This window comes from Streptomyces sp. AC1-42W, assembly GCF_003248355.1.
In the GTDB taxonomy this organism is placed as follows: Bacteria; Actinomycetota; Actinomycetes; order Streptomycetales; family Streptomycetaceae; genus Streptomyces.
Genome location: NZ_QKWY01000002.1, coordinates 2,824,510 through 2,850,750, shown reverse-complemented (window position 1 = coordinate 2,850,750; position 26,241 = coordinate 2,824,510). Strand labels below are relative to the sequence as shown.

The window sequence follows — 26,241 nt, the reverse complement described above, 5'->3', positions numbered from 1 at the left end:
CACACTAGTGCACTGCGAACCGTAGCGGGAGTGCTTCGGCCACTCGAATACTGAACTAGAGCACCGGCCTGTCAAGAGGTCGGCCATGTGACGTTCGAGAGGTGGCGATGTGCAGTGACGGAGCCGACCAGGTACTCGACCCCGCCAGTTGAACTCCCCTTGCGCCTGGAGCTGGAGCCGGTACCCGTTGAGGGCTGTGCGGGCTGCGCGGAGCTGGCCAACGTACGCGACCGGGCCCGCGAGGTCGGTGACATGACCACCGTCAGCGACTGCAACGTCTACATGCGACGCCACCCGGAGGGTCATCAGTGAGCCCCCGCGCTGTATACCGGCACGTCGTTCACACCATCCGTCACGTGCCCGAAGGCGGCATCACCTACGAGGCGTTCTGCACCGCTGCCGACTGCGAAGCCGAATCCGGACCCCACGCCGAGCAGGAAGCCGCACAGGACTGGGCACTCCGCCACACCGGACGCACCGGTCACAACCCGTTCAGACGCGTCTTCACCGACCACGCCAAGGTCACCCGAGCCGAGTAGAACCACCACCGCCAGCCGGAACAGGACCCACAACCCGTGGGCCATCGCACCAGGCCAGCAGCCCAGCCAAACGCTCAACCGACAGCCAGGGCGTACCGCCGAAGCGGGATGCGTCCAAACCTTCTCTACGTCTTCAAGGCGACCCGCTGACGCGGGCCGCGCGCGGCACGGCCGCCCACCCGGCCCGCTTTCGGCTCCGCCACCGCGGGCCGGCCAGCGACCAGGCCGCGCAAAGACAGCACAGCGGGCGAACGGAAGCGCGGAGAGATCCGAACACGCCCGCACGGCGAACGCCAGGCCGACGGCAAGGCGATGGCAGGGAGTTGGCTGAGCCGAAGGTCCGGGTGGGGGCGGTCGGCTCCGTGGGCTTTACCCACCTCCCCGGGTCGGGGCCCGCGTCGGGCAAGGCCAGGGGGCCACTCGTTCAAATTCCGGGCAGGATCACAGCCTGCCCGAGTTGCCGGGCCAGCGTACGGCCCCCTGACCATGCCCGACCCCAACCCGGGCAGGACACCGGCCAAAGCCCACTCCACCGCCCTCACGCGCGCAGTCGTCTGACGGCAACGTCGACGGCAACAGGGGCGCACCGGAGGAGACTTCCGCGCACATCCACGGACTGGCCGAATTACGGTGACCTGCGAAAACGCAGATGACGGTACCTCGGCCAGCACACGTACTACGTGGTGGCGGGGACCGCGCCGGTCCTCGTACACAACTGCAATGAACCGCAGGCTCAGCGGGCGCGTGAGATCAACGAGTCCGAGCCGACTCAGACGGACTTCGACATCCACACGACGGCAGTGCTGGACGTCGATGTGCCGGGAGTCGGTATCACGAGGCTCGTGGCAGGAAACGGTGAAGGCGGGCTGACCCCCGCCCAGACCACCGCTCTCGCCCCCCGGCGAGGTACACATCGACCCCGACATTGTGCCCGGCGACCTGCACGCCGAACAGCGCGTCATCTTCGGCACGATGCTGCTGGGCGCGAGACCGATCCAGGGCGGAGCCTCACGCAACATCTGCCGTAGCCGCTGCGGTGTACTCATCTTCGCAAGCCGGGGAGCGCCATTCGGAGAGGTTCGGGCCGGCAACGGAAAGAAGACTCACCGAGTCCGTAGTACGCGCTGGTAGCTTTTCGGCACCCTGACACCACGACGGCATCGACGAACACCCAGAATGAGGACTGGCCTATGAGTGAAAGCTCTGACCGTGGCAGCGCTTACGCGCTGAAGCACGCCCGGGTCGGGGATATCGTCACGCTCCGGTGCGTCCCCCGTGAGGCAGCCGTCGCGGGTGTATCCGATCAGTGTGTGTCGGTGCGGTGGCCGTGGAATGAGATCGACCCGGACTCGATGACGCAGTGGAATGGACTGCGTTCCATTCCCCGGACGCCGGACACTCCGGACTGGGACAGCGAGCCGTTCCAAGTGCTCTCTCCCGCCGACGTGATCCGACCACAAGGTGTATGCGAGGTCGCCATTCCCGATGTGGTCGCGTACGTCGCCGCGATCGATGAATTCCCCGAGCCGCTGGACGTCGGCTGGCTCCCTCGGCCGAGCGTGTACCTCACGCTCGTGTCACACGGAGTCCGCGTACCTCCCCACGCCGAGGAAGTCGGCTTCACCTTGGACCCGGACGGGGCGGAACCGATCGAGGCTGAAATGATCCACCGGCCGTATGCGTTCTTGCGGGACGGTGATGAGGTGGTCGACCACGCGGGGAGGGCCTGGACCTTCTCGGCCCCATGGCGCTGGACGTCGTTCGACCAGGGTCCCGGAAACGCGCCGGAGTGGCCACTGAACCTGATCAGCCGCGATCGCGAGGCCGACTCGCAGGGCGACGAGCGGGTCGCACGGGCCACGAGTTCCGGAACGCACGCCGACGAGATCACGCGTTGGCTGACCCACGCCGGCCTCGACGAGGCGCCGCAGATCCCTCTGCCCGAAGACTGAGGACGCCCCTACAGCAGGTGGCCCGCCTCCCCGGCCTTGATCCCCGTGATCAATGCCCGGAGGGCATCCCGGCTGTCGCTGAGGTACGTTTCCTCGGCGCCGGCGACGGCAGGGCTCCGTCGTTCTCGCGATAGGTCGGGAATGATCACGTGAGTCCGAGGGTTGACAGCGGCCGGGTCATGTCCCGCCCGTGATGGCGTAGGTTTTCGGCGATGTTGTCCCGTCCCGTCAGTCGGAGTGCGCCGATGGCGAGGTTGCGCAGGGAGGCCATCGCCCGTGGTGCGCTGCCGGTCCGGACCCGTGAGGTGTCCTCGCCGAACGTCACGTCCCTGACATGGTGCTCACGGTTCTCGATCGCCCAGTGCCCGCGGACGCGTTCCGCCAGGTCGGCTGGTGTCGCCTGGTGAGCCGTCAGGCTGGTGACTGCGTAGACGCGTTCGAGTGAGACCTTCCCGGTGCGCACCGTGCGCCGCCTGCGGACGATCTGCAGGGCCTGGCCGGCGTGCGGGAACGGCAGCCCGGGCAGGGTGACGGCCTTCAGCCGGCGGATCTCGTCCCGGCCGTGTGCGGCGGTGCGGGTGCGGTCCATCAGCGGCACCTCCTTCCACGGCAGGTTCTTCACCAGTGCGTGCCGGGTCGGGTGATTGCCCTTGAGCACGGCGATGTAGTGCGCGTCCTTCTCCTCGACGAGGAACCTCGCGTGGTCGGTCTGGGTCAGCAGCGCGTCGAAAGTGACCACCGCGCCGGTCAGGTCCAGCGGCTCCAGCAGCGGCCGGAACGCGGTGATCTCGTTGCTCTTGGCCTCGACCTCGCGCTGGGCGAGCACGATGCCGTCGCCGCGCAGCGCGGACAGCAGGTGGACACGGCGGCCGTCGGCGCGGGCAGCGCCGCGCAGGGACTTGCCGTCCACCGCGACCGCCTCCCGCGCCGGGCGGGACGGTGAGCGTTTGTCCTCGTCGGCGGCGCGGAAGGCGTCCGCCCGAGCGGCAAGCCAGCCGCCGATCGCCGCGTCGAGCGCGTCGCCGTCGATGCGCTGCAGTACCCGGCGCACGGTCGCCTCGCTGGGTGCCCGGTAGGGCCGTTCTGGATCGCGCAGCATGGCCCCACAGTGGATAAGGAGCTGGTCAGGGGCGTCGGCGGCCCACTCGGCGATCGCGGCGAGGGACTTCGCTCCGGCCAGAACCCCGCAGGCGGCCACGGCCAGAACGTATGACAGCGGGTGACGCCGGCCCCGGCAGCGGCGCGGGTCGGGCAGGCAGCTCAACCGGTCCAGCAAGCCCGGAAGTTCATCCCGGCGGGCCGGAGGACAACCGGCGAGTTGACCCAGCCCGGCAGGTGCAGGAGATGATGACGCAGCAGGCACGGTCTTCCGTTGTGGTGATCAGGGAACTCGACACTCCATGATCACCGGGAGTCGTGCCTGCCCGCGTACCTACCGAACCGCCGCATCACGGCCGAGTCGGGCATCAGACTCAGACCGGCCGCAACGGGCCGACCGCGAGAACGACGGAGCCCTGGGTCCTGGAGGGCCTCGTGCGCGCTGTCCCGGATGACCCCGGCGGCGCGGGCGACCTCGGGCGGGGGTTGTGAGCTGCTGTTGTTCTTGTGTGTGAGTGTGTTTCGGTGCCTGGGGGTGGGTTTGGTGGTCTGGCGGGTGGGGGTGGGAACGTGTGTTTCGGGGGCGTATGGGTGACCTCGTGGGTGGTGGCTCGTTGGGCCGGGTGACGGGTTTGTGGGGCGGCGCCAGGGGGTGTGGTGGTGTGCGGGAGTTGGCAGCGTCGTTCGTGGTCCCGGGCCCTTCGGGGGTGGCGGTGCGGGGCCGTTTCAAGCACCTCACCGGGCAGGACGAGCTGGTGTTGCGGGCTGTGAGCGCGTATCAGGGTCAGTTGGCGTCGCGGGATCTGAAGGCGCGGTGTGCGGATGGTCTGGGGCACGGCGCTGAGTCGTGGGCTGTGCGTAAGCGTGGGTTGACGGGGGTGTCGTCGTCGCGGATCGCGGGGGCGATCACGAAGGCGTCGCATGATCAGTGGGCTCTACCTTCTTGATCGGGTTGATCGAGCCATTCGTAGGGTTGGGTCGCCCAGGGGTGCTGGGTGTGGCTATCAGTGGGCTGCCGTTTCGTGGCTACCATCGCTTCGCCGCCCGGCGCCCCACGACGACTCGGCCGCCGATTAGGAAGTGCGAACAAGTCGCTGTGTAGAGCAATGCCGGCGAGGTCGTCCGTGGTACGAACAGCACGCACACGTACGTCAGGAGCACGATGAGCCGGATATGGGCGGGGATCGACAGTGGCAAGGGCCACCATCACGGCCTCGCGCTGGACGCCGGGGGCAAGACCCTGCTGTCGCGGCGGGTCGCCAACGATGAGCCCGAGCTGCTGAAGTTGATCGGTGACGTCCTCGACCTGGCCGACGGCCGCCAGGTGACCTGGGCCATCGATATGACCGGCGGGGAGCCCGCGCTGCTGCTGGCTCTGCTGATCAACCACGGCCAGGAAGTCCTTTACATCCCCGGCCGTCTGGTGAACCGGGCATCCGACGGCTACCGCGGCGAGGGCAAGACCGACGCCCGCGACGCCTACGTGATCGCCGACCAGGCCCGGATGCGTCGTGACCTGCGGCCCATCCGCCCCGGTGACGAAGCCGCCATCGAACTCAAGCTGCTGACCGGACGCCGTGCCGACCTGGTCGAAGACCGCACCCGCGTGGTGAACCGGCTGCGCGGCACCCTGCTGAGCATGTTCCCGGCCCTTGAGCGTGCCTTGGACGTGACCAACACCGGCCCGCTCAGGCTGCTGACGGGCTACCAGGCTCCGGCCGCGATCCGCCGCGCCGGGACCGCGCGGCTGACCAAATGGCTGGCCAACCGCAAGGTCCGCAACGCAAGAGCCTTGGCCGAAACAGCAGTTGAGGCCGCCGAGCGACAGCACACCGCCGTCCCCGGGGAGAAGACCACCGCCAAGCTGGTCCACACCCTGGCCGAGGAGGTGATGGCCCTCAACGAGCAGATCTCCGAGATGGACAAGCTCATCGAGGGCCGGTTTCGCGAGCACGAACTCGCCGACATAGTCCAGAGCGTCCCGGGCATCGGCACCGTGCTCGGTGCCGAGTTCCTCGCCGCTATCGGCGGCAGCCTGGACGACTTCGGCTCCCCGGACGCCCTGGCGGCCTTCGCCGGCGTCGCCCCCGCCCCTCGCGACTCGGGCAAGGTCAGTGGCAACCTCCACCGGCCGCTCAATTACCACCGAAGACTCCAGCGCGTCTTCTACACCTCCGCGCTGGTCAGCGTCCGCTACGACCCGAACTCGCGGAAGTTCTACGACCGCAAACGCGCCGAGGGGAAGAAGCACGTCCAAGCCGTGCTCGCCCTCGCCCGCCGACGCGTCAACGTCCTGTGGGCCCTGATCCGTGACCGACGGTGCTATCAAGTCACACCCTCAGCGACTGCGGCCGTTTGACAACAGCATTAGGAAGCGTTGGCGAGGCGGTGCCTTGCCGCGCATATCCGCTCCTTGGAGGCCGGGATCAGGACCTTGCGGCACCGGTTGTCGCTCCCGGTCGGGTCGCAGGGTACGAGGCGTGCGGCGGGTGGCTACCGGTCCCGGGGTGAGTGGTTCCAGAAGTCCCGCCGTCTCAAAGCTTTGGAGGACCGGCACGCTGCCGCTGTCGCGGACTGGCGGTCGGGGCGGGTGCGGATCGTGCGGGGCGGAAAGCGTCTGTTGAACGCCCGCCATCATCTCGCCGAGGCCGGGCTGAGCGAGGAGGGGGACCTCCCCCCGAATGGTGGACACCCTGACCTCCGGCCCCGGTGGGGGCCGGGAGAGGGTGACCGATTATGGTGATGAAGGTCTATTCGCCCGAGTTCAAGGCCGATGCCGTGGCCCTGTTCCGCTCGGACCCGGACCTCACGATCGCGCAGACCGCGCGTGACCTGGGGATCAATGCGGAGACCCTGCGGAACTGGATCCGCGCCGACCGCGCCCGCGGCGGCAGCACCACCGGCTTGACCAGGAAGAACATGACCAGCACCACCCCGGCCGCCGAGGCCACCCGCGAGGAGCTCGAAGCCCGCGTCGCCGCTTTGGAGGCCGAGCTGAAGGCCGCCCGCAAGGACAACGCGACACTCGCCACCGAGCGGGACATCCTGCGCAAGGCGACGAAGTTTTTCGCCTCGGAGATGACCTGGTAATCAGCCGCTAGCCCGGCCGGCACCACGGCTACGACAAGACGCCGGCCTCGTTCGAGGAGTCGCGGAGCAATCTCGGCCTGGACTACGTGGACCTGTATCTCATCCACTGGCCGCTGCCGAAGGTGGGTCTTTACGTGGACACCTGGCGGGCGCTGATCAAGCTGCGCGAGGACGGTCTCGTCCGGTCGATCGGGGTCTCCAACTTCACCGCGGAGCATCTGGCGCGGCTGGAGGAGGAGACGGGGGTGGTGCCCGCCGTGAACCAGATCGAGTTGCATCCCCGGCTGCCGCAGGAGGAGTTGCGGGCGGTGCACGCGGCGAAGGGGATCGTCACGCAGAGCTGGAGCCTGCTGGGGCGCGGCCGCGATCTGCCGGCCGACCCGGATGTGGTGGCGGTGGCCGGGGCGCACGGGGTGACTCCGGGGCAGGCCGTGCTGCGCCGGCACACCCAGCTCGGTTCCGTGCCGATCCCGAAGTCGGCCGATCCGGGGCGGCAGCGGGAGAACCTGGACCTGTTCGGGTTCGAGCTGACGCCGGAGGAGCTGGGCCGGATCTCCAACGGCCGCCGGGAGCGGTTCGGCAGGGACCCCGAGGAGCACGAGGAGTTCTGAGGGTCCCCGGGGTTCCGGGCCGGCCGGGCCGTCAGCCGCCGAGTGCGGTGTGGCGGGCGGCCAGCCGGGCCGCGCCGCGTGCGGTGAGGGAGCCGAGGAGGCGCAGCCGGGAGATGCCGCCGTCCGGGTAGATGTCGATGCGGACCTGGTCGGCGCGGACGGCCTCCGGCAGGACGAAGCGGTGGTTGGTGTCGGGCTGGAGCCGGGTGCGGGGCAGGAACTCGGACCATGCGCCGCTGTCGGCGTCGCGGCCGGTCAGCCGGGCCCAGCCGGCGGCGTTGCCCTTGAGGCAGGCGGTGTCGATCTCGACGGCGCGGATGTCCGCCTCTTCGGCGAGGTGGTAGTGGATCCAGTCGTTGCCCCGGTCGCGGCGGCGCCGGGTCTCCCAGCCGTCGTCCATCTTGTGGGAGCGGCCGGGCTGGATGGTGTGGGTGGCCGGGGAGTAGAAGCGGTCGGAGGCGTCGGCGACCCGGCCGCCGTTCTCCAGGGCGACGACGTCGAAGGTGCCGAGCGCCGCGAGCCAGGCGGGGTCGGGGGCGACCTCGCCGTACACCCTCAGCCGGGCGATCCCGCCGTCCGGGTGCTGAGCGAGCCGCAGGTGGGTGAAGCGCCGCTCGGCGTCCACGGCGAATCCGTTGGCGGCGTGGCCGCCGATCTCGGTACGGGGGACGAGCGTCGTCCATGTCACGCCGGGGTCGAGCAGTTCCGCGGGGGACGGCGTGCCGGGCAGCGAGACGGCCGCCACGGAGACGGCCTGCGGGTAGTTGCCGCGGAAGTGGGCGGTGTCCACGACGAGGCCGCGCACGACGCCGGGGGCGCCGAGGCGGATGAGCGCCCAGTCGTGGTCGTCGTCGGCCGGATGCGGTTCGCCGGCGCTCGCGCCGCGCCGGCGGCGGGTCTCCCAGCCGTCCATGATCTTGCCCTTGTGGCCGAAGCGCTCCGGGTCGAAGCGGGCGGGCTCCGGCCTGAGCAGGTTCTCGCGCTCGGCGAAGAACTCGTCGTTGGCGGCGATGACGCCCGCGCCGAGGCGGCGGTCGGCGAGGTCGACGAGGTGGGTGAAGGGGAGGTCGGCGCTGCGGTGGTCGGCGTACGGGTCGCCGCCGCCGTACGGGTTCGCGTCGCCGGTGAAGTGCGTGAGCGCCGTCATGCTCGGGTCTCCCTCGTCCGGAGGCGGCCGGTGGGTTCGGTGAGGAGGCCGTCGTGGGCGATGCGGGTGCCGCGCAGCCAGGTGGAGCGCACCACGCCGTGCAGGGTGCGTCCGGCGTAGGCGGTGACCTGGTTGCGGTGCAGGAGTTCGGCCGGGTCGACGGTGAAGGCGGCTTCGGGGGCCAGCACCGCGAAGTCGGCGTCGCGGCCGGCCTCGATGGCGCCCTTGCGGTGCAGCCCGGCGAGGGCGGCGGGGGCGGTGGACATCCAGCGGGCGACGTCGTCCAGGGTGTGGCCCCGGCGGCGGGCCTCGGTCCAGATGGCGGGGAGCCCGAGCTGGAGGGAGGAGATGCCGCCCCAGGCGGAGGCGAAGTCCGGGGTCTTGAGGTCGGTGGTGCAGGGCGAGTGGTCGGAGACGACGCAGTCGATGGTGCCGTCGGCGAGCCCCTGCCACAGCGCGTCCTGGTTGGCGGCCTCGCGGATGGGCGGGCAGCACTTGAACTCGGTGGCCCCGTCCGGGACTTCCTCGGCGGTGAGGGTGAGGAAGTGCGGGCAGGTCTCGACGGTGAGCCGGACACCCTCGCGCCGGGCGGCGGCGATGGCGGCCAGCGCGTCGCCGGAGGACAGGTGCAGGACGTGGACGCGGGCGTCCAGCCGGCGGGCGTGCGCGATCAGGCCCTCGATGGCGGTGTTCTCGGCGTCGCGCGGCCGGGAGGCGAGGAAGTCGGCGTAGGCGGGGCCGCTGCGCTGCGGGGCGGACGCCAGGTGGTGGGGGTCCTCGGCGTGCACGATGAGCAGTCCGCCGAAGCCGGCGATCTCGGCCATGGACCGGGCCAGTTGCTCCTGGTCCAGCTCGGGGAACTCCTCGACGCCGGAGGGCGAGAGGAAGCACTTGAAGCCGAAGACCCCGGCCTCGTACAGCGGGCGCAGGTCCTTGACGTTGGTGGGGACGGCGCCGCCCCAGAAGCCGGTGTCCACATGCGCCTTGGGTTCGGCGACGCGCTGCTTGACGCGCAGGTGCTCAACCGTGGTGGTGGGCGGCAGGGAGTTGAGGGGCATGTCGAGCAGGGTGGTGATGCCGCCGGCCGCGGCGGCGCGGGTGGCGGTCCAGAAGCCCTCCCACTCGGTGCGGCCGGGGTCGTTCACATGGACGTGGGTGTCCACCAGGCCGGGCAGCAGGGCGTCGTCGCCGAGGTCCTCGACGCGGGCGCCGGCCGGTGCCCCGGCGTCGTACGGGAGGACCGCTTCGATGGTCTCGCCGCTGACGGCGACCGCCGCGGACCGGGTTCCCTCGGGGGTGACGACGCGCGTCGAGCGCAGCAGCAGCTTCACGTCCGGACCGGGCACCCGTGCTCCTCACTTCGCGTTTTCAACGAACTGTTGAAGGAGTCTTCACTCGGGAGGGCGACCCGTCAAGACCTCGCCACCGTGCTGCGGGCGCCCGGCGACCCCCTCTGGACGTTTCCACGAAGTAAAAGGTCAATTTCGGAGTGCGGAACGTAGAATGAGCCAGGCGCCGCACGGCCGGTCCGTCGCACGACCTGCGGACACCCGGACGGATGGGCGCTGACCGGCGACGACGGCCCCTGGCCGGCCCGGGTCCCGCCGACCGGGCCCGGTAGGCTGCTGCCTTGCTCCTCCGCTTCGAAAGGACCGTTGACGTGCCGCCGTCCCACGCCAGCACTTCCGACTCCAAGCCCGCCGGTTCCAGCGGTGGTGTGCAGTCCCTTGAGCGCGCCTTCGACCTGCTGGAGCGGATGGCCGACGCGGGGGGCGAGGTCGGCCTGAGCGAGCTGTCCGCGAGCAGCGGACTGCCCCTGCCCACGATCCACCGCCTGATGCGCACGCTGGTGCTGTGCGGTTACGTACGCCAGCAGCCCAACCGGCGTTACGCGCTCGGCCCCCGGCTGATCCGGCTCGGCGAGTCCGCCTCGCGGCTGCTCGGCACCTGGGCCCGCCCGTATCTGGCCCGGCTGGTCGAGGAGACCGGCGAGACCGCCAACATGGCGCTGCTCGACGGCGACGAGATCGTGTACGTGGCGCAGGTGCCGTCCAAGCACTCGATGCGCATGTTCACCGAGGTCGGCCGCCGGGTGCTGCCGCACTCCACCGGGGTCGGCAAGGCGCTGCTGGCGCACACCCCGCCGGACGAGGTGCGCGCGCTGCTGGCCCGTACGGGCATGCCGGCCGCCACCGACAAAACGATCACCACCCCGGACGGCTTCCTGGAGGCGCTGGACCAGGTCCGCAGGATGGGCTACGCGGTCGACGACAACGAGCAGGAGATAGGGGTGCGCTGCCTGGCGGTCTCGGTGCCCGACTCCCCCACCTCCGCCGCGATCTCGATCTCCGGCCCGGCCGGCCGGGTCACCGAGGCGGCCACCGAGCGGATCGTGCCCATCCTCCAGCAGGCCGCGACGGACCTGTCGGAGGCGCTGGCCGGCAGCGGCACGGCCGGCTGAGACGGAGCACGGCGGGCGGGCCCGGACCCTTTGGAGGGTCCGGGCCCGCCCGCGTCGCACAGGGCCCCGTTCGCGTCACACCGGGGCCGGGGCGGCCGTGAGCCGGCCGTCCGTCATGGTGACCGTGCGGTCCGCGCGGTCCAGGTGGGCGCGGTCGTGGGTGACCAGGACCGTCGCCGTGGAGCGCTGCCGGGTCAGCGTGACCAGCAGGTCGAGGACGGCCGCGCCGCGCTCGTGGTCCAGCGCGCTGGTCGGCTCGTCCACCAGCAGCAGGGCCGGCTCGTTCATCAGGGCGCGGGCGATGTTGACCCGCTGGCGCTGGCCGCCGGAGAGCTGGTGGGGCCTGCGGTCGGCCTGCCCGGCCAGGCCGACCGCGTCGAGCAGGTCGAGCGCGCGGGCACGGGCGGCCCCGGCCCGGCCGCCGGAGAGATGCGTCATGACCTGGAGCTGTTCGACGGCGGTCAGCGAGGGCAGCAGATTCGGCTGCTGGAAGACGATGCCGACCCGCTCCCGGCGCAGCGCCGCCTGCTCGGCGCGCCCCAGCCCCGTGGTGTCCGTACCGGCGACGAGGACGGTGCCCGAGTCCGGGGCGACCAGCGTCGCGGCCACCGCGAGCAGGCTGGACTTGCCGGAGCCGGACGGGCCGACGACGGCGGTGAGGGTGCCGGCGGGCACGTCGAGCGCGACGCGGTCCAGGGCGGTGAGGCGGCCGTCGCCGTCCGGGTAGGTGAGGGTGACGTCGGTGAGCGTGAGGGTCATCGGGCACTCCCGAGCGCGGTGAGCGGGTCGACGGCGGTGATCCGCCGGATGGACAGGGCCGCCCCGGCGGCGCCGAGGGCGATGGTCACGGCGGCCGGCACGAGGAGCGTCGCCGCGTCCAGGACGAACGGCACGCTGCCGCCCGCGACCAGGACGCCGATGCCGGAGGCGAGGGCGGTGCCCAGGCCCGTGCCGAGGACGAGCATCACGACGGCCTGTCCGAGCGCGTCCCTGAGCAGATACGGGGTGGAGGCGCCCAGCGCCTTGAGCACGGCGACGTCGCCGCTGCGCTGGATCGTCCAGACGGTGAAGAACGCGCCGATGACCAGGGCGGAGATGACGAAGAGGAAGCCGCGCATCAGCTGGAGCGAGCCGTTCTCGGCCTGGTAGGAGCCGATCGCGGTGAGGGAGTCCGCCAGGGTGAGGGTCCGGGTGCCCGCCGCCCGGTCGCCGGCGGCCGTGTCGGCGGCGCCGGTGAGGGTCAGGGCGATCACGGTGGCGCGGGCGTCCCCGTTCCCGGCGCGCCGCCAGTCGGCGAGGTCGGTCCAGACGACCGGGGTGTGGCTGTACGAGGCGTCCCCGGCGACGGCGGCCACGGTGACCTCCCGGCCGCCGAGCCGCAGCCGGTCCCCGGCGCGCACGGCCAGCTCGTCGGCTCCGCCGCGCGAGAGGACGACCTCGCCGGGGGCGACCTCCGTGCCGGGCGGGGCCAGTCCGCTGCCGGGCTCGACACCGAACGCGGAGACGGCGGCCGTGCGCTCCCCCGTACCGGGCGGGCGCTCCCCCGTACCGGCGGTGGCGTTCAGGGTGCGGATGCCGAGCGGCTGCGCGGACGTCACGCCCGGCTGCCGGGCCCAGGCCCGTACCGCGTCCTCGCCGACCGAGGAGTCGGTGAAGGACACCGAGCGGCCGTCCGGCGGGGCGGCGAACGCCAGCCGGTCGGCGTTCAGCCCGGTGACGGCCGAGGTGTTCTCACGGGCCAGCCCCGCGGTGAGCCCGGACAGCAGGCCGACCAGCAGGGTGATCAGCACGACGACCGTGCCCATGAGCGCGAAGCGGCCCTTGGCGAACCGTAGATCTCTCCATGCGACGAACATGCCCCCAGCCTTGTTCTCCGGAGCCCGCCGGGCATCGCCCCCGCGCTGGTGACGACATCAACCTTTCGATTGACCGCCTCCGGGCGGGACGCGCCTACGCTGGATTCAATGGAAACGCGTGTCCACCCTCCCGTCGCCGCCGCGCTGCGGCTGTGTCTGCACGGCCTGCTGCTGGGCCTGCTGGCGCTCACCGCCGTCAAGGCCGCCGGGGACGGCCTCCCGCGCGCCGGCGCCGTGATCGCGACCGCCGGGGTGCTGGGCGCGGTGTACGTGACCGGCGCCACGGTCCGGTCCGTGCAGCCGGGCACCCGCGCGGGCGCGGGCTGGCTGGCGGTGCTGGGGTTGCTGTGGGCGGTGCTGCTGGTGCTGTCGCCGGACGCGCTGTGGGTGGCCTTCCCGCTCTACTTCCTCCAGCTGCATCTGCTGCCGACGCACTGGAGCCTGCCCGCCGTCGCGGCGACGGCCGGCGCGGCCATCGCCGGCTTCCTGCTGCACGGGCAGGCGGTCACGCCGGGCACGTTCATCGGCCCGCTGCTGGGCGGCGCCGTCGCCGTGGCCACGGTCCTCGGTTACGAGGCGCTGTTCCGGGAGAGCGAGCGGCGCCGCCGGCTCATCGAGGAGCTGGTCGCCACCCGTGCGGAGCTGGCCGAGGCCGAGCGCACCGCGGGCACCCTGGCGGAGCGGGAGCGGCTGGCCCGCGAGATCCACGACACCCTCGCCCAGGGCCTGTCCAGCATCCAGCTGCTGCTGCGCGCCGCCGAGCGGGCCCTGCCCGACGACGCCCCGGCCGCCGCCCATGTGCACCGGGCGCGCGAGGCGGCGCAGGACAACCTCGCCGAGGCCCGCCGCTTCGTCCGCGCCCTGACCCCGCCGGACCTGGAGAACGGTTCGCTGGCGGCCGCCCTGGAACGGCTCACGGCCCGTACCGCCGCGCCGGGGCTCACGGTGCAGTTCGCGGTGAGCGGCACCCCGGTCGAACTGCCCACGCCGTACGAGGTGGCGCTGCTGCGGACCGCGCAGTCGGCGCTCGCGAACACCGTGCGGCACGCCGGGGCGCGGCGGGCGGAGATCACGCTGAGCTTCATGGACACCTCGGTGTCGCTGGACGTGGTGGACGACGGACGCGGCTTCGCGCAGGACGAGCCGGCGGCGACGTCCCCGGAGTCCGGCGGGTTCGGGCTGCCGGCGATGCGTTCGCGGGCGCGGTCGCTGGGCGGCACGCTGAGCGTGGAGTCGGCGCCCGGCCAGGGCACCGCCGTCGCGCTGACGCTGCCGCTGCCGGTGGGCCGGGCCGGGCGGGAGGCGGCATGAGCGCGCCGGTCAGGCTGCTGCTCGCCGACGACCATCCGGTGGTGCGGGCCGGGCTGCGGGCGGTCCTGGACACCGAGCCGGACTTCCGGGTCGTGGCGGAGGCCGCCACCGCCGAGGAGGCCGTCGCCCGGGCCGCCGCGGGCGGACTCGACGTGGTGCTGATGGACCTGCAGTTCGGGTCCGGGATGCACGGCGCGCAGGCCACCGCCGCCATCACGGCCGCGCCGGACGCGCCGCGCGTGCTGATCCTGACGACGTACGACAGCGACGCGGACATCCTGGCGGCGGTGGAGGCGGGGGCGGCGGGCTATCTGCTGAAGGACGCGCCGCCCGAGGAGCTGGCGGCCGCGGTCCGTACGGCGGCGGCGGGCCGTTCCGCGCTGGCCCCGGCCGTCGCGCACCGGCTGATGGACCGGATGCGCACGCCCGCCCAGGCGCTCACCAAGCGCGAGCTGGAGGTGCTGCGGCTGGTCGGCGACGGCCTGTCCAACGCGGAGATCAGCAAGCGGCTGTTCCTCAGCCAGGCGACCGTGAAGTCCCATCTGGTGCACATCTACGCCAAGCTCGGCGTGGACTCGCGCACGGCGGCGGTCGCGGCGGCGACGGCCCGCAGGCTGATCCGCCGCTGATCCGTCGCCGATCCGTCGCCGGCCGCCGGTCAGCGGCGCGGCGGCTCGCCGAAGAGGTCGACGGCGACGCGTACGTCCCGCAGCGCCGACGCCAGCGCGCTCACCGAGCCGATCGCCCCCGCGACCAGCAGCAGCGAGCGGCGCAGCCGGGGGATCTCCGGCACCCCGCTGAGCGCCATGGCGGCCAGCGCGGCGAGTTCGTCCTCGGCGATGGCGCGGTCGGGGAACTGTCCGGGATGCCCGGCCAGGGCCCGCCGCAGCCGGGAGACCGCGGTGCGCAGCTCCGTCACCCTGGGGTCCTCACCGCTGCCGGTCACCCGTTCCTGCCCGACGCTCTTCAACAAAGCTCCCCCTCGCACGTCCTCGTGCCGGTGTTCCGACCGCTCCCCGGACCTGGTCAAGTGTCCGGGGGTGCGGGCAAGTTAACGCCATAAAAGGTACCGGGCGCCACTCCGCGCGCCTCATGCACGCCGTACGGGTGGGCGGCGCGGGCGTGAACAGCGGGCGTGGGGTATCCAGAGCGGTATGACAAGTGAACGCGTGTCGCCCGTCGTCGCCGGACTGCTGCTCGCCGCAGGGGGCGGGCGGAGGCTGGGCGGACGCCCGAAAGCCCTGCTGGGACACCGTGGACGCCCGCTCGTGGAGCATGCGGTGCGGGTGCTGCGGGAGGGCGGCTGCGGTCCGGTGCACGTGGTGCTGGGCGCGGCGGCCGACGAGGTACGGGCGCGGGCGGATCTGGCCGGCTGCGCGGTCTCCGTCAACACGGAGTGGACCTCCGGGATGGGTTCCTCGCTGCGGGCGGGGCTCGGCGCGCTCGCGGGGACGGGAGCGGACGCGGCGCTGGTGCTGCTGGTCGACCAGCCGGGGATCGGCGGGCGGGCGGTGGCGCGGGTGCGGGCGGCCTGCCGGGACCGGACGAGCCTGGTGGCGGCCTCGTACGGGGGTGAGCGGGGGCATCCGGTGCTGTTCGGGGCGGACCGGTGGGCGGACGTCGCGGCCGGGGCGGTGGGCGATCAGGGGGCGCGGGCGTATCTGCGGGCGCACCGCGACGCGCTGGCGCTCGTCGAGTGCGGCGATGTGGCACAGGCGTACGACATCGACACTCCGGCGGACCTCTCGCACCTGGAGTGAGCCCCCTGGGACGCTGCGCCGATGCCCCCGGCAGTTCTGTCGAGCCGGAGAATCTCGACATCAACAAAACATTGAACTTCCACCATGAGGAAACTACTATCCACTGACCAGAAGCCCTCTGCACCTCAGACGGCGGCCTCAGCCGTATCCCGGAGCCCCGGCACGCCGTGCCGAATCGGGCGGCCCGGCGGCCGTGGACGCCGTCCGCACCGCCCGCTGAAGGAGTGACAGCTCATGTCCGCACCAGCGCCGTCCCCGCTGGCCATCGTCGATGCCGAACCCCTGCCCCGGCAGGACGAGGTCCTCACCCCCGCGGCCCTCGCGTTCGTGGCCGAGCTGCACCGCCGGTTCACGCCCCGGCGCGACGAGCTGCTCGCGCGCCGCGCCGAGCGCCGGGCGGAGATCGCCCGCACCTCCACGCTGGACTTCCTCCCGGAGACGGCGGCGATCCGTGCGGACGAGTCCTGGAAGGTCGCCCCGGCCCCGGCCGCGCTGAACGACCGCCGGGTGGAGATCACCGGTCCCACCGACCGCAAGATGACCATCAACGCCCTGAACTCGGGCGCGCGGGTCTGGCTCGCCGACTTCGAGGACGCCTCCGCCCCCACCTGGGAGAACGTCGTCCTCGGCCAGCTCAACCTGATGGACGCCTACAACCGCTCCATCGACTTCACCGACCCGAGGTCCGGCAAGGCGTACGCGCTGAAGCCGGCCGACGAGCTGGCGACCGTCGTCACCCGCCCGCGCGGCTGGCACCTGGACGAGCGCCACCTCCGGCTGGACGGCACCCCGGTGCCCGGCGCCCTCGTCGACTTCGGCCTCTACTTCTTCCACAACGCCCAGCGCCTCATCGACCTCGGCAAGGGCCCGTACTTCTACCTGCCCAAGACGGAGTCGCACCTGGAGGCCCGCCTCTGGAACGACATCTTCGTCTTCGCGCAGGACGAGCTGGGCATTGCGCAGGGCACCGTCCGGGCCACGGTCCTGATCGAGACCATCACCGCCGCGTACGAGATGGAGGAGATCCTCTACGAGCTGCGCGACCACGCCTCCGGGCTGAACGCGGGCCGCTGGGACTACCTGTTCTCCATCGTGAAGAACTTCCGCGACGGCGGGGCCAAGTTCGTCCTGCCCGACCGCAACGCGGTCACGATGACCGCTCCGTTCATGCGGGCGTACACCGAACTCCTCGTCCGCACCTGCCACAAGCGCGGCGCCCACGCCATCGGCGGCATGGCGGCCTTCATCCCGTCCCGCCGGGACGCCGAGGTCAACAAGGTCGCGTTCGAGAAGGTCAAGGCCGACAAGGACCGCGAGGCCGGCGACGGCTTCGACGGCTCCTGGGTCGCCCACCCCGACCTGGTCCCGATCGCCATGGCCTCCTTCGACGCGGTCCTGGGCGACAAGCCGAACCAGAAGGACCGGCTGCGCGAGGACGTCTCGGTGGCTGCGGGCGACCTGATCGCCGTCGACACGCTGGACGCCAGGCCGACCTACGACGGCCTGCGCAACGCGGTCGCCGTCGGCATCCGCTACATCGAGGCGTGGCTGCGCGGCATGGGCGCGGTCGCCATCTTCAACCTGATGGAGGACGCGGCCACCGCCGAGATCTCCCGCTCGCAGATCTGGCAGTGGATCAACGCGGACGTGGTCTTCGAGAACGGCGAGCACGCCACGGCCGAACTGGCCCGGAGGGTCGCCGCCGAGGAACTGGCCGCGATCCGCGCCGAGACCGGCGAGGAGGCGTTCGCCGCCGGCCAGTGGCAGCAGGCCCACGACCTGCTGCTCCAGGTCGCGCTCGACGAGGACTACGCGGACTTCCTGACCCTCCCGGCATACGAGAGGCTGCGCTGACGGCTCGCCCGCGCGTCTCCGCCCCGGTGCCACACGGCGCCGGGGGGAGACGCGTCACGGGATGATGGCGGGCCGCAACCCTTCGGCCATGCGGCGCCCGTCACCCTGTGCCGGCGTCACCTTGTTGTCCTTCCCCGGGCTCCAGCGCACCGCTGCCCAACCCCTCCCTGGCGGCCTGCGCCATACGCCGCACTGTTTCGGCGAGACGCGCAGCCTGGGCTTCCGCTTCCCCCAACGCTCGGAACGCGGAGCCGTAGCGGCGCTGGACAACGGGTTCGCGCTGCGGAATGCGGGCACTTTTGGGGTCAGGACGGTAGGTACCGCTCTGGGACACGGAGCGGCGGACATTGGGCCCGGAGCCGAGGAATCCCTGCAGATAGTCGGGATCGATCTGCTCCCCCGTGGCCCGGACAACGCCCCCCTCAATGTCCACCAGTCCGGCGCGGGCCAGATCAGCGACGCTGACGGTTGCTCCATCCCACAAGTCGGCACCGCCGCCTGCGCGTAGATCGGGGAGCGATGCTTCCAAGACTGAGAGCGTCGCGGTGAGTTCCGCACGGGCCCTCTCGTACTCGGCGACCATGTCGCGCCGGACTACGGGCATGTGCGAAGCGGGGGTGAGATCGACGTCATCGTCGAGAAGGTCGATCAGAGGGACGGCGCTGGTCTGCCCCTGGTCCGGCACGAGGACGCCGTCGGGATCATTCGAGGTGAGGTCGACCATGGTGATGGTGTCCGGCCTCGCACCCCTGTCATCGGGGCGCCGCAGGAGCCAAAGGTGTACCGGAAGGGCATGCGACGAAGCGACGCCGCCGGGCAGGGCGACGATCTGACGGATGACTCCGCGTCGGACCAGTTCGGCGCGGATGCGTCGGCCCGCCTTGCGGTAGGCCACGGAAGCCGGCATGACGACGAGCAGGTGCCCCCCGGGGGCGGTGTGCGCGTAGGCGTGCTGCAGCCAGGCGAGTTCGCCTTCTGCCCGGGAGGGAGTTCCGAACTCCCATCGGTGGTCGAGCAGGAGTTCTTCGCGGCCCCAGTCGGTAACGGCGACGGGCGGGTCACACACCACCAGGTCGGCGGCGAGACCGGAGAAACGATCAGCACGCAGCGCGTCACCGTGCGCGATGCGGATGTCCTCTTGGCCGGTCAACACGGCGCGCGCGCGGGCGATACGGACGCAGTCCTCATCGCTGTCCTGACCGAGCCGGATGAGGCCGCGAGCGGGGCGCAGATCGAACAACAGTGTCCCGACACCGCAGGCAGGGTCGAAGACCGTCTGTCCGCCACGCAGGTCGGGGGCGAAGTGAGCGACGGCCCGGACGATGCGTGGTGAGGTGACGAGGTCGGAGCCGGAACGGCGGGCGGAATCGGTCAGCCGGGCCACCAGCGCGTCGACTGCCTCCACCCGACCCGCGTCCTCGGCGAGTCGGTCCAGCAGGCTCCGGAGGGGGACACCGGGCGGATCGAGCAATGGAGGGCCGTCCGGTCCCGCGGGCCGGTCCACCGCCTCACGCACCGCGTCGCCGGCGAGGTACTCCGTGGCGGCCGCGACCGCCGCGACCGTGGCGTCCCCGAAGGCGGCCCGCAGCGCCTGCCACGTCTGCACCTCGAGGGAGACCTCCTGGCTCTTGTCCCGCCCCTCCAGCCACTTCTGGACCGCGTTCCAGACGAAGAGCGGACTGGAGGCACTGCCACCGACGGCCGGGGGAAAGTCCTCGTAGCGGCGACGCCAGTTGGAGACGGCCGCGCGGGTCACCCCGGCGAGTCGGGCGATCTCGGCGCCGGTGACGAGCGCCGACGACGCCCCGGCGGGCTGGCTCGGGCTGGGTTTGACGGTGTCCGGCATGAGCGTCACCGTACACGGCACCCCTCCCGGAACGGGGAGACACCAACACGTTGACACAACTCACACACATTTCGATCCCGCAGGGTCACAGCCATTCAGACGGATGCCCCCTCCTCGCGCAGCGCTTCTACGACTCCACGGACCTTGGACGCCCATCACCCATCCAGCCCACTCAACGACGCCATACAAACCAGAGCTCGACACGTGAACACGTTAACCATGTCAACAGTGCAATACTGGTCGTGTGAAGTCGCATGGGGTGTACTGTTGCCTGCCGGGGGCTCGCATCACGCGCATCACCCCTCCATCTGTCGGATGACGCTAGGGAGTGCCTGTGGACCTGCAGACGGTGGCCGGCCGGTTCCGGATCACAGGGGCCGTCGGCCGCGGGAACATGGGGCAGGTCCACCGGGCCCTCGATCTGCAAGCAGCGGAGAACGTGGCAGACCGTGAGGTGGCCCTGAAAACGATCCTGCGCAGCCGGACAGGCCTGGCGATCGGGACCACTCAGGACGGACACCTGGTGGAGCGGTTCCGCCGCGAGGTGGACATCATGCGGCGCCTCTCCCCGCGTCACCCGAATCTCACCCGCCTCATCGCCGGCGGAGTCGACACCGCAGTCGCGCAGGGCGGCAGCGGCCTGCCCTACCTGGCCATGGAACTGCTCGACGGCCACCCCCTGACCGAACTGATCGACGAGGAGCCGCAGCTCCCCGTCTCCTGGGCCGCGGCCCTCGCCGCGCAGATTGCCGGTGGGCTCGCCTCGGCCCACAGCGCGGGCATCGTCCACCGCGACCTCAAGCCCGCGAACCTCATGCTCACCCGCGACGGCACCGTCAAGATCCTGGACTTCGGCATGGGCCGGATGGTCGACGACACCGACCAGACCCGCCTCACCAGCACCGGCGTCGCAGTGGGCACCGCCCGCTACATGGCCCCCGAACAGTTCCGCGCCGAGCTGGTCACCGCCTCCGCCGACCTGTACGCACTCGGCTGCGTCCTGTACGAGCTGCTCATCGGCAAGCCGCCGTTCAACGCCAAGGTCGCCTTCGATCTCGCCGAGCAGCACCAGAACCTGCGGCCCCCGTCCCTCACCGTGGTCCGCCCCGACCTGTCCGACGAGCTCGTCCTGCTGGTCAACCGACTCCTGGAGAAGGACGCGGCGAACCGTCCTTCGAGCGCCGCCCGGGTACGTGAGGTCCTCGTCCCGCTCGCTCTCGCTCCGGACGACAGCGCCTCGCTGCTTGCCCCCGAGTGGACGGCGATGGACCCGGTGTCGCGGCTGCGCGAGGAGTTCCCCGCGCCGTCCGCCCCGGTGCCCGTTCCGGTGCCGCGCCGCGCGCCGCGCGTTCCGGACGCGATGGACGTCTTCGGCATCCACCGTGAACTGATCGACGAGTACGAGCGCTTCACCAAGGGCGCGACCGTCGTGCGCGACGGCCGGATCAGCGGCTTCATCGAGGACGACCTGGCGGGGAAGTCCCAGTGGCCCGACCCCTGGCTGTCCCTCAACCCGTTCTTCGACGACGGCGGCAATGTCCAGGACCTGGTCCGCGACGGCGTCCTGCACCAGAAGTGCGCCGAGATCTTCCAGGCCGGGAAGAAGGAGGACGCCCGCCGCCCCAGCGGCCGGCCGCTCACCTTCCACCGGCACCAGCGAGAGGCCATCGACGCCGCGCAGGCCGGCGACTCGTACGTCCTCACCACGGGCACGGGCTCGGGCAAGTCGCTCGCCTACATCGTCCCGATCGTCAACCAGGTCCTCAAGGAGCGGGAGACGGAGGGCCCCAGCGCGCCCGGCCGGGTGCGGGCCATCATCGTCTACCCGATGAACGCGCTGGCCAACTCGCAGCTCAAGGAGCTGGAGAAGTACCTGCGTCATGGCTTCGGCGCCGGTCGCGAGCCCGTCACCTTCGCCCGCTACACGGGCCAGGAGAGCGACGAGCAGCGGCGGGAGCTGCGCAAGAACCCGCCGGACATCCTGCTCACCAACTACGTGATGCTGGAGCTCATGCTCACCCGGCCCGACGACCGGGCGAGCCTGATCCGGATGGCCGAGGGTCTTCAGTTCCTGGTCTTCGACGAGCTGCACACCTACCGCGGCCGCCAGGGCGCGGACGTCGCCCTGCTGATCCGCCGAGTCCGCGAGGCCTGCCGCGCGGCGGACACTCTTCAGTGCATCGGCACGTCCGCGACCATGTCGACCGAGGGCACCTGGCCGGACCAGCAGCGCGAGGTCGCCAAGGTCGCGGGCCGCCTCTTCGGCACCACCGTGCTGCCCCGGCGCGTCATCGGTGAGACGCTGGTGCGCGCCACCGATGAGGCCCCGGACCGGGTTCCGGCCGAGCGGCTGCGCGCGGCCGCCGCGCCCCTGTCGTACCAGGCGCTCACCAAGGACCCGCTGGCGCGGTGGCTGGAGTCGCACTTCGGCCTGGAGCGCGAGCTTGGGACGGGGCGTCTGCGGCGCTGCCCGCCGGGCACGATCGAGCAGGCGGCGGAAGACCTCGCCGCGGAGTCCGGCGTGGCGGCGGAAATGGTCGGCGAGGCGATCCGCGCCACGCTGGAAGCCGGGTCGCAGGCGAAACACCCGCTGACCGAGCGCCCGTTGTTCGCGTTCCGGCTGCACCAGTTCCTCTCCAAGGGCGACACCGTCTACACGACACTCCAGGATCCGCTGACCCGTCCGCTGACCCGTACCTACCAGCTGGAGCAGCCCGACAGCGACGGCAAACCGCTGTTCCCGCTGGCGTTCTGCCGTGAGTGCGGCCAGGAGTACGTCACCGTGTGGCGCACCGACGAGAACGGGACCTTCCGTTACGAGCCGCGCCGTGACACCTCCGGGTCCGGCGGCCGCGAGGGCGAGGGATACCTGTACATCGGCACGCCCGGCGAGGACTACGAGTGGCCGGCCGATCCTCAGCAAGCCATCCAGGACCGGCGACTGCCGGAATCCTGGCTGGAGCCGGACGGCCACGGAGTGAACGCCGTCAAGAAGACCTACCGGCCGCGCGTGCCGAAGCGCGTCGTCGTCGACGCGTTCGGGCACGAGTCCGGTGAAGGCCTGGTGGCCGCGTTCATCCCAGCCCCGTTCCTGTTCTGCCTGCACTGCCAGATCACCTACGAGCAGACGCGCGGCCGGGACTTCGCCAAGCTCGCCACGCTCGACCAGGAGGGGCGTTCGTCGGCGACCTCCGTCGTGTCGGCGTCGATCGTGAAGTCGCTGCGCTCGGTCCCCGAGGACGTGCTGTCCAAGGAGGCCCGCAAGCTCCTCACGTTCGTGGACAACCGGCAGGACGCCTCCCTGCAGGCCGGGCACTTCAACGACTTCGCCCAGGTGACACAGTTGCGCAGTGCCCTGCACCAGGCGGCGCTCCTGGCGGGTGAGGAAGGGCTGCGCCATGACGACCTCACCCAGGCCGTCACCGAGGTCATGGATATCAGGCCCCGCGAGTACACCGGCAACGCGAACATGGCCCCCGGTCTGGAGCGTCGCGCCACCAAGGTGTTCCGGGATGTCGTCGGCTACCGCCTCTACCGCGACCTCGAACGCGGCTGGCGCATCACGATGCCCAACCTGGAGCAGTCCGGCCTGCTCCGCATCGACTACGAGGACCTCGACTGGCTGGCGGAGCAGCAGGACCGCTGGCAGTCCACGCACCTCGCACTGCGGGACGCCGAACCGGCCCTGCGCTACGAGGTGGCCCACGCGCTCCTGGACCACATGCGCCGTCATCTCGCCATCGATGTGCAGTACTTCCGCGACGACTTCGACGCCCTCCAGCGTGCCAGCGAGGAGCGGCTCGTCGATCCCTGGGTGCTTTCCGAGGGTGACAAGCCGCAGGTCGGTACCGCGTACCCGTACGCGTCGAAGCCCGGCATGGAGCGCTCCGCGCTGTTCCTGTCCGCGCGCGGCAAGTTCGGCAAGTACCTCAAGCGCACGGCGGCCTCGTTCCGCGGCCTCGGCACGGACGACGTCCAGACGGTCATCGACGACCTGCTGAAGGTCCTGCGGGAGGCCGATCTGGTGCACGAGGTGCAGGCGGGGCCGGAGCAGTCCGGACCGGTGTACCGCCGCCGCCGTGCGGAGCAGCGCACCGGCTTCCGGGTCTCGGCCGCGTCCCTGATCTGGAAGGCGGGCACGGGCGGCAGCGGAGCGCAGGACCCGCTGACCCGGACGTACCACAGCGGTGAGGGCCCGCGCGTGAACCCGTTCTTCCGCCGCCTCTACCAGGACGCCGCCGCGGAGCTGGCCGGTCTGTACGCGCGTGAGCACACGGCGCAGGTGGCACCCGAGGATCGTGAACGCCGCGAGGAGGAGTTCCGTTCCGCCGAACTGCCCCTGCTCTACTGCTCGCCGACGATGGAGCTGGGCGTGGACATCTCCTCGCTCAACGCCGTCATGATGCGCAACGTGCCGCCCACTCCGGCCAATTACGCCCAGCGCTCCGGCCGGGCGGGCCGGTCGGGGCAGCCCGCTCTCGTCACCACGTACTGCGCCACGGGCAACAGCCACGACCAGTACTACTTCCGCCGTTCCCGGGACATGGTGGCCGGGCAGGTCGCTCCACCCCGCCTGGACCTCGCCAACGAGGACCTGGTCCGCTCGCACCTGCAGGGCATCTGGCTCGCCGAGACGGGGATGAAGCTGGGCCGTGCCGTTCCCGACGTCGTCGACGTGGCGTACGACCCGGACGGTGAGGAGCGTCCGGACCCGGACATGCCGCTGCCTCTGCTGTCCGACATCCGTGACCGGTCGCTGGACGAGGACGCGCGACGCCGGGCGGTCGCGGCCGCGCGCACGGCCCTGGGGCCCCTGATCCCGGACTTCACCGACACCACCTGGTGGTACGACGAGTGGATCGAGGACCAGGTCGCCAAGGCGCCCGCGGTATTCGACGGGGCGTTCGACCGGTGGCGGCAGCTGTTCCGTGCCGCCGTCCTGGACCAGTACGAGCAGAACCGGCGGGTCGTCGACCACACCCTCAGCCAGGGCGAGCAGGGGCGTGCCCGGTCCCGGAGGCGGGAGGCGGAGACCCAGACCGCGCTGCTCCTGAACCGCTCGTCGGACTCCAAGTCGGTGATGAGCGACTTCAACCCGTACCGTTACCTGGCCTCCGAGGGGTTCCTGCCCGGCTACAGCTTCCCGCGGCTGCCACTGGCCGCGTACATCCCGCGCTCCGGGAACCGGCGGAACGCGGACGGCGACTACCTGCAGCGTCCCCGCTTCCTCGCCATCCGCGAGTTCGGCCCCGGTGCGCTGATCTACCACGAGGGCGCCCGCTACCAGGTCACCCGCGTGCAGTTGCCCCCGGATGCCTCGGGCGACCTGGCGACGGCCGAGGCCAAGCGCTGCGACCACTGTGGCTACCACTACGAGGGGTCCGCGGGCGCCGACGTCTGCGACATGTGCCACGAGCCGCTGACCGGCCGGCGCACCAGCCTGCTGCATCTGCACACCGTGTTCACGACACCGCGGGAGCGGATCTCCTCGGACGAGGAGGAGCGGCGCAGGGCCGGTTTCCGGCTGGAGACGTCATACGCCTTCCAGGACCACGGCACCCGCAAGGGCCGCCTCACCTCGCACGTCACGGACGCGGAGGGCGCGCCGGTCCTGAATCTGGACTACGGCGACTCGGCGACCGTCCGCATCACCAACCTGGGCCGGGTCCGCGACAAGCAGGGCGAGCCGGACGGCTACTGGCTCGATCTCGGCGACGGCCGCTGGCTCAACGACAAGGCCGCCGCCGAGGCCATCGAGGGCACCGGCATGCCGGTCGTCGACGAGGAGGGCAACGAGAAGCGCCGCAAGAAGCGCGTCCTGCCGTACGTGGAGGACCGGCGCAACATCCTCGTGGTCACGCTCGACGAGCCGCAGCCGGAGCCGGTCGCTCTGTCGTTCATGTACGCGCTGGAGCGCGGCATCGAGGCTGCTTTCGAGCTGGAGGACGCCGAGCTGACGGCCGAACTCCTGCCGCCGGACGACGGTCCGCGCCGCCGGGTCCTCTTCACGGAGGCCGCGGAGGGCGGGGCGGGTGTGCTGCGCCGCATCCAGCACGACAAGCGGGCCCTCGCCGAGGCTGCCCGCACCGCCCTGGAGATCTGTCACTTCGACCCGGCCGACGGCACCGACGATGGCGGCCCGAGCGCCGACGAGAAGTGTGCCCGGGGTTGCTACGAGTGCCTGCTCACCTATGGCAACCAGGGCGTGCACCGGCAGCTGAGCCGCCATTCCGCGCGCCCGCTGCTGCTGCGTCTGGCGAGCGCGACGACGGTCAAGGAGGACCGGGGTGAGTCGCGCACCGAGCAGTTCCGGCGACTCGCGGCGCAGACTCCCGAAAGGCCCTCTGCCGGCACTCCGCTGGAGGCGGACCTCGCCGCGCTCGTCGAGGCCGGAGATCTCCTCGGCTGGCTCCGGGCGAAGGGCCACCGGCTGCCGGACGAGTCGGGCACACTGGTCCCGGAGGCGGCCGCCAGGCCGGACTTCGTCTTCCGGCCTGGCGGTGCGAACGTCGCGGTGTTCGTCGACAGCCCTTCCCACGGCGCGGATCCGTCCCGGGACGGTGGCGCCGTCGAGCGTCTCGAAGACGCCGGCTGGGAAGTGCTGCACTTCGCCCCCGGAACGGACTGGGACGCCATCGTCGCCTCCAACCTCGGCTACTTCCGTACCCGTTGACCTACCCGCCCCCACACCCTCAGTACGCGTCGAAGGATCCGAG

The 26,241-nt window shown here is 71.5% G+C and carries 18 protein-coding genes and 3 pseudogenes; 14 read left to right on the top strand and 7 right to left on the bottom strand.

Annotated features, from left to right (window positions below; translation table 11 throughout):
- Positions 1–114 precede the first annotated feature (114 nt).
- The 3 genes from DNK56_RS30680 to DNK56_RS30670 all read left to right on the top strand — a co-directional run bounded on the left by DNK56_RS30680 (position 115) and on the right by DNK56_RS30670 (position 2,491).
- Positions 115–312, top strand: a complete 198-nt coding sequence (locus DNK56_RS30680) for a hypothetical protein (protein ID WP_030697984.1) — start codon at positions 115–117, stop codon at positions 310–312.
- Complete coding sequence (locus DNK56_RS30675) at positions 309–539, top strand: DUF7848 domain-containing protein (RefSeq protein WP_111339026.1); 231 nt, start codon at positions 309–311, stop codon at positions 537–539. Before DNK56_RS30680 ends, DNK56_RS30675 begins: the two co-directional genes overlap by 4 nt.
- A gap of 1,190 nt (positions 540–1,729) precedes the next feature.
- Entirely contained in the window at positions 1,730–2,491 is a 762-nt protein-coding gene (locus DNK56_RS30670; protein ID WP_111339025.1) for a hypothetical protein, read from the top strand.
- A 145-nt stretch (positions 2,492–2,636) separates the two neighbouring features.
- Here DNK56_RS30670 and DNK56_RS30665 read toward each other — a convergent pair whose 3' ends face one another.
- Positions 2,637–3,854: an ISAs1 family transposase gene (locus DNK56_RS30665; protein WP_111339024.1), complete on the bottom strand. Its 1,218-nt coding sequence runs from the start codon at positions 3,852–3,854 to the stop codon at positions 2,637–2,639.
- A gap of 322 nt (positions 3,855–4,176) precedes the next feature.
- Between DNK56_RS30665 and DNK56_RS36300 the strand changes: the two are divergent.
- From DNK56_RS36300 to DNK56_RS30640, 5 genes and pseudogenes are all read left to right on the top strand, one after another.
- A pseudogene (locus tag DNK56_RS36300) lies at positions 4,177–4,527 on the top strand (hypothetical protein); the annotation flags it as partial.
- A 224-nt stretch (positions 4,528–4,751) separates the two neighbouring features.
- A complete protein-coding gene (locus DNK56_RS30655) occupies positions 4,752–5,948 on the top strand; it encodes an IS110 family transposase (protein WP_111330384.1) in 1,197 nt (398 codons plus the stop codon).
- Between the two features lie 15 nt (positions 5,949–5,963).
- Positions 5,964–6,251: pseudogene (locus DNK56_RS36870) on the top strand (IS200/IS605 family accessory protein TnpB-related protein); the annotation flags it as partial.
- Between the two features lie 74 nt (positions 6,252–6,325).
- Complete coding sequence (locus DNK56_RS30645) at positions 6,326–6,679, top strand: transposase (protein ID WP_111339023.1); 354 nt, start codon at positions 6,326–6,328, stop codon at positions 6,677–6,679.
- Between the two features lie 11 nt (positions 6,680–6,690).
- A pseudogene (locus tag DNK56_RS30640) lies at positions 6,691–7,290 on the top strand (aldo/keto reductase); the annotation flags it as partial.
- Positions 7,291–7,321: 31 nt separating this feature from the next.
- Here DNK56_RS30640 and alc read toward each other — a convergent pair.
- Both alc and allB read right to left on the bottom strand, forming a co-directional pair.
- Positions 7,322–8,437, bottom strand: coding sequence for an allantoicase (gene alc, locus DNK56_RS30635; RefSeq protein WP_111339022.1), 1,116 nt, complete (start codon positions 8,435–8,437; stop codon positions 7,322–7,324).
- Complete coding sequence (gene allB, locus DNK56_RS30630; protein WP_111339021.1) at positions 8,434–9,783, bottom strand: allantoinase AllB; 1,350 nt, start codon at positions 9,781–9,783, stop codon at positions 8,434–8,436. Before allB ends, alc begins: the two co-directional genes overlap by 4 nt.
- 314 nt (positions 9,784–10,097) lie before the next feature.
- Here allB and DNK56_RS30625 point away from each other — a divergent pair, with 314 nt between their 5' ends.
- A complete protein-coding gene (locus tag DNK56_RS30625; protein ID WP_111339020.1) occupies positions 10,098–10,898 on the top strand; it encodes an IclR family transcriptional regulator in 801 nt (266 codons plus the stop codon).
- A 75-nt stretch (positions 10,899–10,973) separates the two neighbouring features.
- Here DNK56_RS30625 and DNK56_RS30620 read toward each other — a convergent pair whose 3' ends face one another.
- A complete protein-coding gene (locus DNK56_RS30620; RefSeq protein WP_111339019.1) occupies positions 10,974–11,657 on the bottom strand; it encodes an ABC transporter ATP-binding protein in 684 nt (227 codons plus the stop codon).
- Positions 11,654–12,754, bottom strand: coding sequence for an ABC transporter permease (locus DNK56_RS30615; protein WP_111339018.1), 1,101 nt, complete (start codon positions 12,752–12,754; stop codon positions 11,654–11,656). Before DNK56_RS30615 ends, DNK56_RS30620 begins: the two co-directional genes overlap by 4 nt.
- 108 nt (positions 12,755–12,862) lie before the next feature.
- On the opposite strand from DNK56_RS30615, the gene DNK56_RS30610 reads away from it, so the two are divergent.
- Together DNK56_RS30610 and DNK56_RS30605 are read left to right on the top strand one after the other, a co-directional pair.
- Positions 12,863–14,065 (top strand): sensor histidine kinase, encoded by a 1,203-nt coding sequence (locus DNK56_RS30610; protein ID WP_111339017.1) that lies wholly within the window; start codon positions 12,863–12,865, stop codon positions 14,063–14,065.
- Positions 14,062–14,694 carry a response regulator gene (locus tag DNK56_RS30605; RefSeq protein ID WP_111339016.1) on the top strand — a complete coding sequence of 211 codons (633 nt, stop codon included), beginning with the start codon at positions 14,062–14,064 and terminating at the stop codon, positions 14,692–14,694. Before DNK56_RS30610 ends, DNK56_RS30605 begins: the two co-directional genes overlap by 4 nt.
- Positions 14,695–14,723: 29 nt before the next feature.
- Here DNK56_RS30605 and DNK56_RS30600 read toward each other — a convergent pair whose 3' ends face one another.
- Entirely contained in the window at positions 14,724–15,038 is a 315-nt protein-coding gene (locus DNK56_RS30600; protein WP_111339015.1) for a DUF5955 family protein, read from the bottom strand.
- A gap of 181 nt (positions 15,039–15,219) precedes the next feature.
- On the opposite strand from DNK56_RS30600, the gene DNK56_RS30595 reads away from it, so the two are divergent.
- Both DNK56_RS30595 and aceB read left to right on the top strand, forming a co-directional pair.
- Entirely contained in the window at positions 15,220–15,825 is a 606-nt protein-coding gene (locus DNK56_RS30595; protein ID WP_111339014.1) for a nucleotidyltransferase family protein, read from the top strand.
- A gap of 234 nt (positions 15,826–16,059) precedes the next feature.
- Positions 16,060–17,679, top strand: a complete 1,620-nt coding sequence (aceB, locus tag DNK56_RS30590; protein ID WP_111339013.1) for a malate synthase A — start codon at positions 16,060–16,062, stop codon at positions 17,677–17,679.
- Positions 17,680–17,779: 100 nt separating this feature from the next.
- On the opposite strand, the gene DNK56_RS30585 is transcribed toward aceB, so the two are convergent.
- Entirely contained in the window at positions 17,780–19,525 is a 1,746-nt protein-coding gene (locus tag DNK56_RS30585; protein WP_111339681.1) for an N-6 DNA methylase, read from the bottom strand.
- 334 nt (positions 19,526–19,859) lie between these two features.
- Here DNK56_RS30585 and DNK56_RS30580 point away from each other — a divergent pair, with 334 nt between their 5' ends.
- Positions 19,860–26,198, top strand: coding sequence for a protein kinase domain-containing protein (locus DNK56_RS30580; RefSeq protein WP_111339012.1), 6,339 nt, complete (start codon positions 19,860–19,862; stop codon positions 26,196–26,198).
- The last annotated feature ends 43 nt before the right edge of the window (positions 26,199–26,241 follow it).

Excerpts from the sequence above, each read along its gene's own strand:
- DNK56_RS30670 (WP_111339025.1), top strand. The coding sequence starts at position 1,730 with ATGAGTGAAAGCTCTGACCGTGGCAGCGCTTACGCGCTGAAGCACGCC.
- DNK56_RS30655 (WP_111330384.1), top strand. The coding sequence starts at position 4,752 with ATGAGCCGGATATGGGCGGGGATCGACAGTGGCAAGGGCCACCATCAC.
- DNK56_RS30645 (WP_111339023.1), top strand. The coding sequence starts at position 6,326 with ATGGTGATGAAGGTCTATTCGCCCGAGTTCAAGGCCGATGCCGTGGCC.
- alc (WP_111339022.1), bottom strand. The coding sequence starts at position 8,437 with ATGACGGCGCTCACGCACTTCACCGGCGACGCGAACCCGTACGGCGGC.
- DNK56_RS30620 (WP_111339019.1), bottom strand. The coding sequence starts at position 11,657 with ATGACCCTCACGCTCACCGACGTCACCCTCACCTACCCGGACGGCGAC.
- DNK56_RS30615 (WP_111339018.1), bottom strand. The coding sequence starts at position 12,754 with ATGTTCGTCGCATGGAGAGATCTACGGTTCGCCAAGGGCCGCTTCGCG.
- DNK56_RS30610 (WP_111339017.1), top strand. The coding sequence starts at position 12,863 with ATGGAAACGCGTGTCCACCCTCCCGTCGCCGCCGCGCTGCGGCTGTGT.
- DNK56_RS30605 (WP_111339016.1), top strand. The coding sequence starts at position 14,062 with ATGAGCGCGCCGGTCAGGCTGCTGCTCGCCGACGACCATCCGGTGGTG.
- DNK56_RS30595 (WP_111339014.1), top strand. The coding sequence starts at position 15,220 with ATGACAAGTGAACGCGTGTCGCCCGTCGTCGCCGGACTGCTGCTCGCC.
- aceB (WP_111339013.1), top strand. The coding sequence starts at position 16,060 with ATGTCCGCACCAGCGCCGTCCCCGCTGGCCATCGTCGATGCCGAACCC.
- DNK56_RS30585 (WP_111339681.1), bottom strand. The coding sequence starts at position 19,525 with ATGCCGGACACCGTCAAACCCAGCCCGAGCCAGCCCGCCGGGGCGTCG.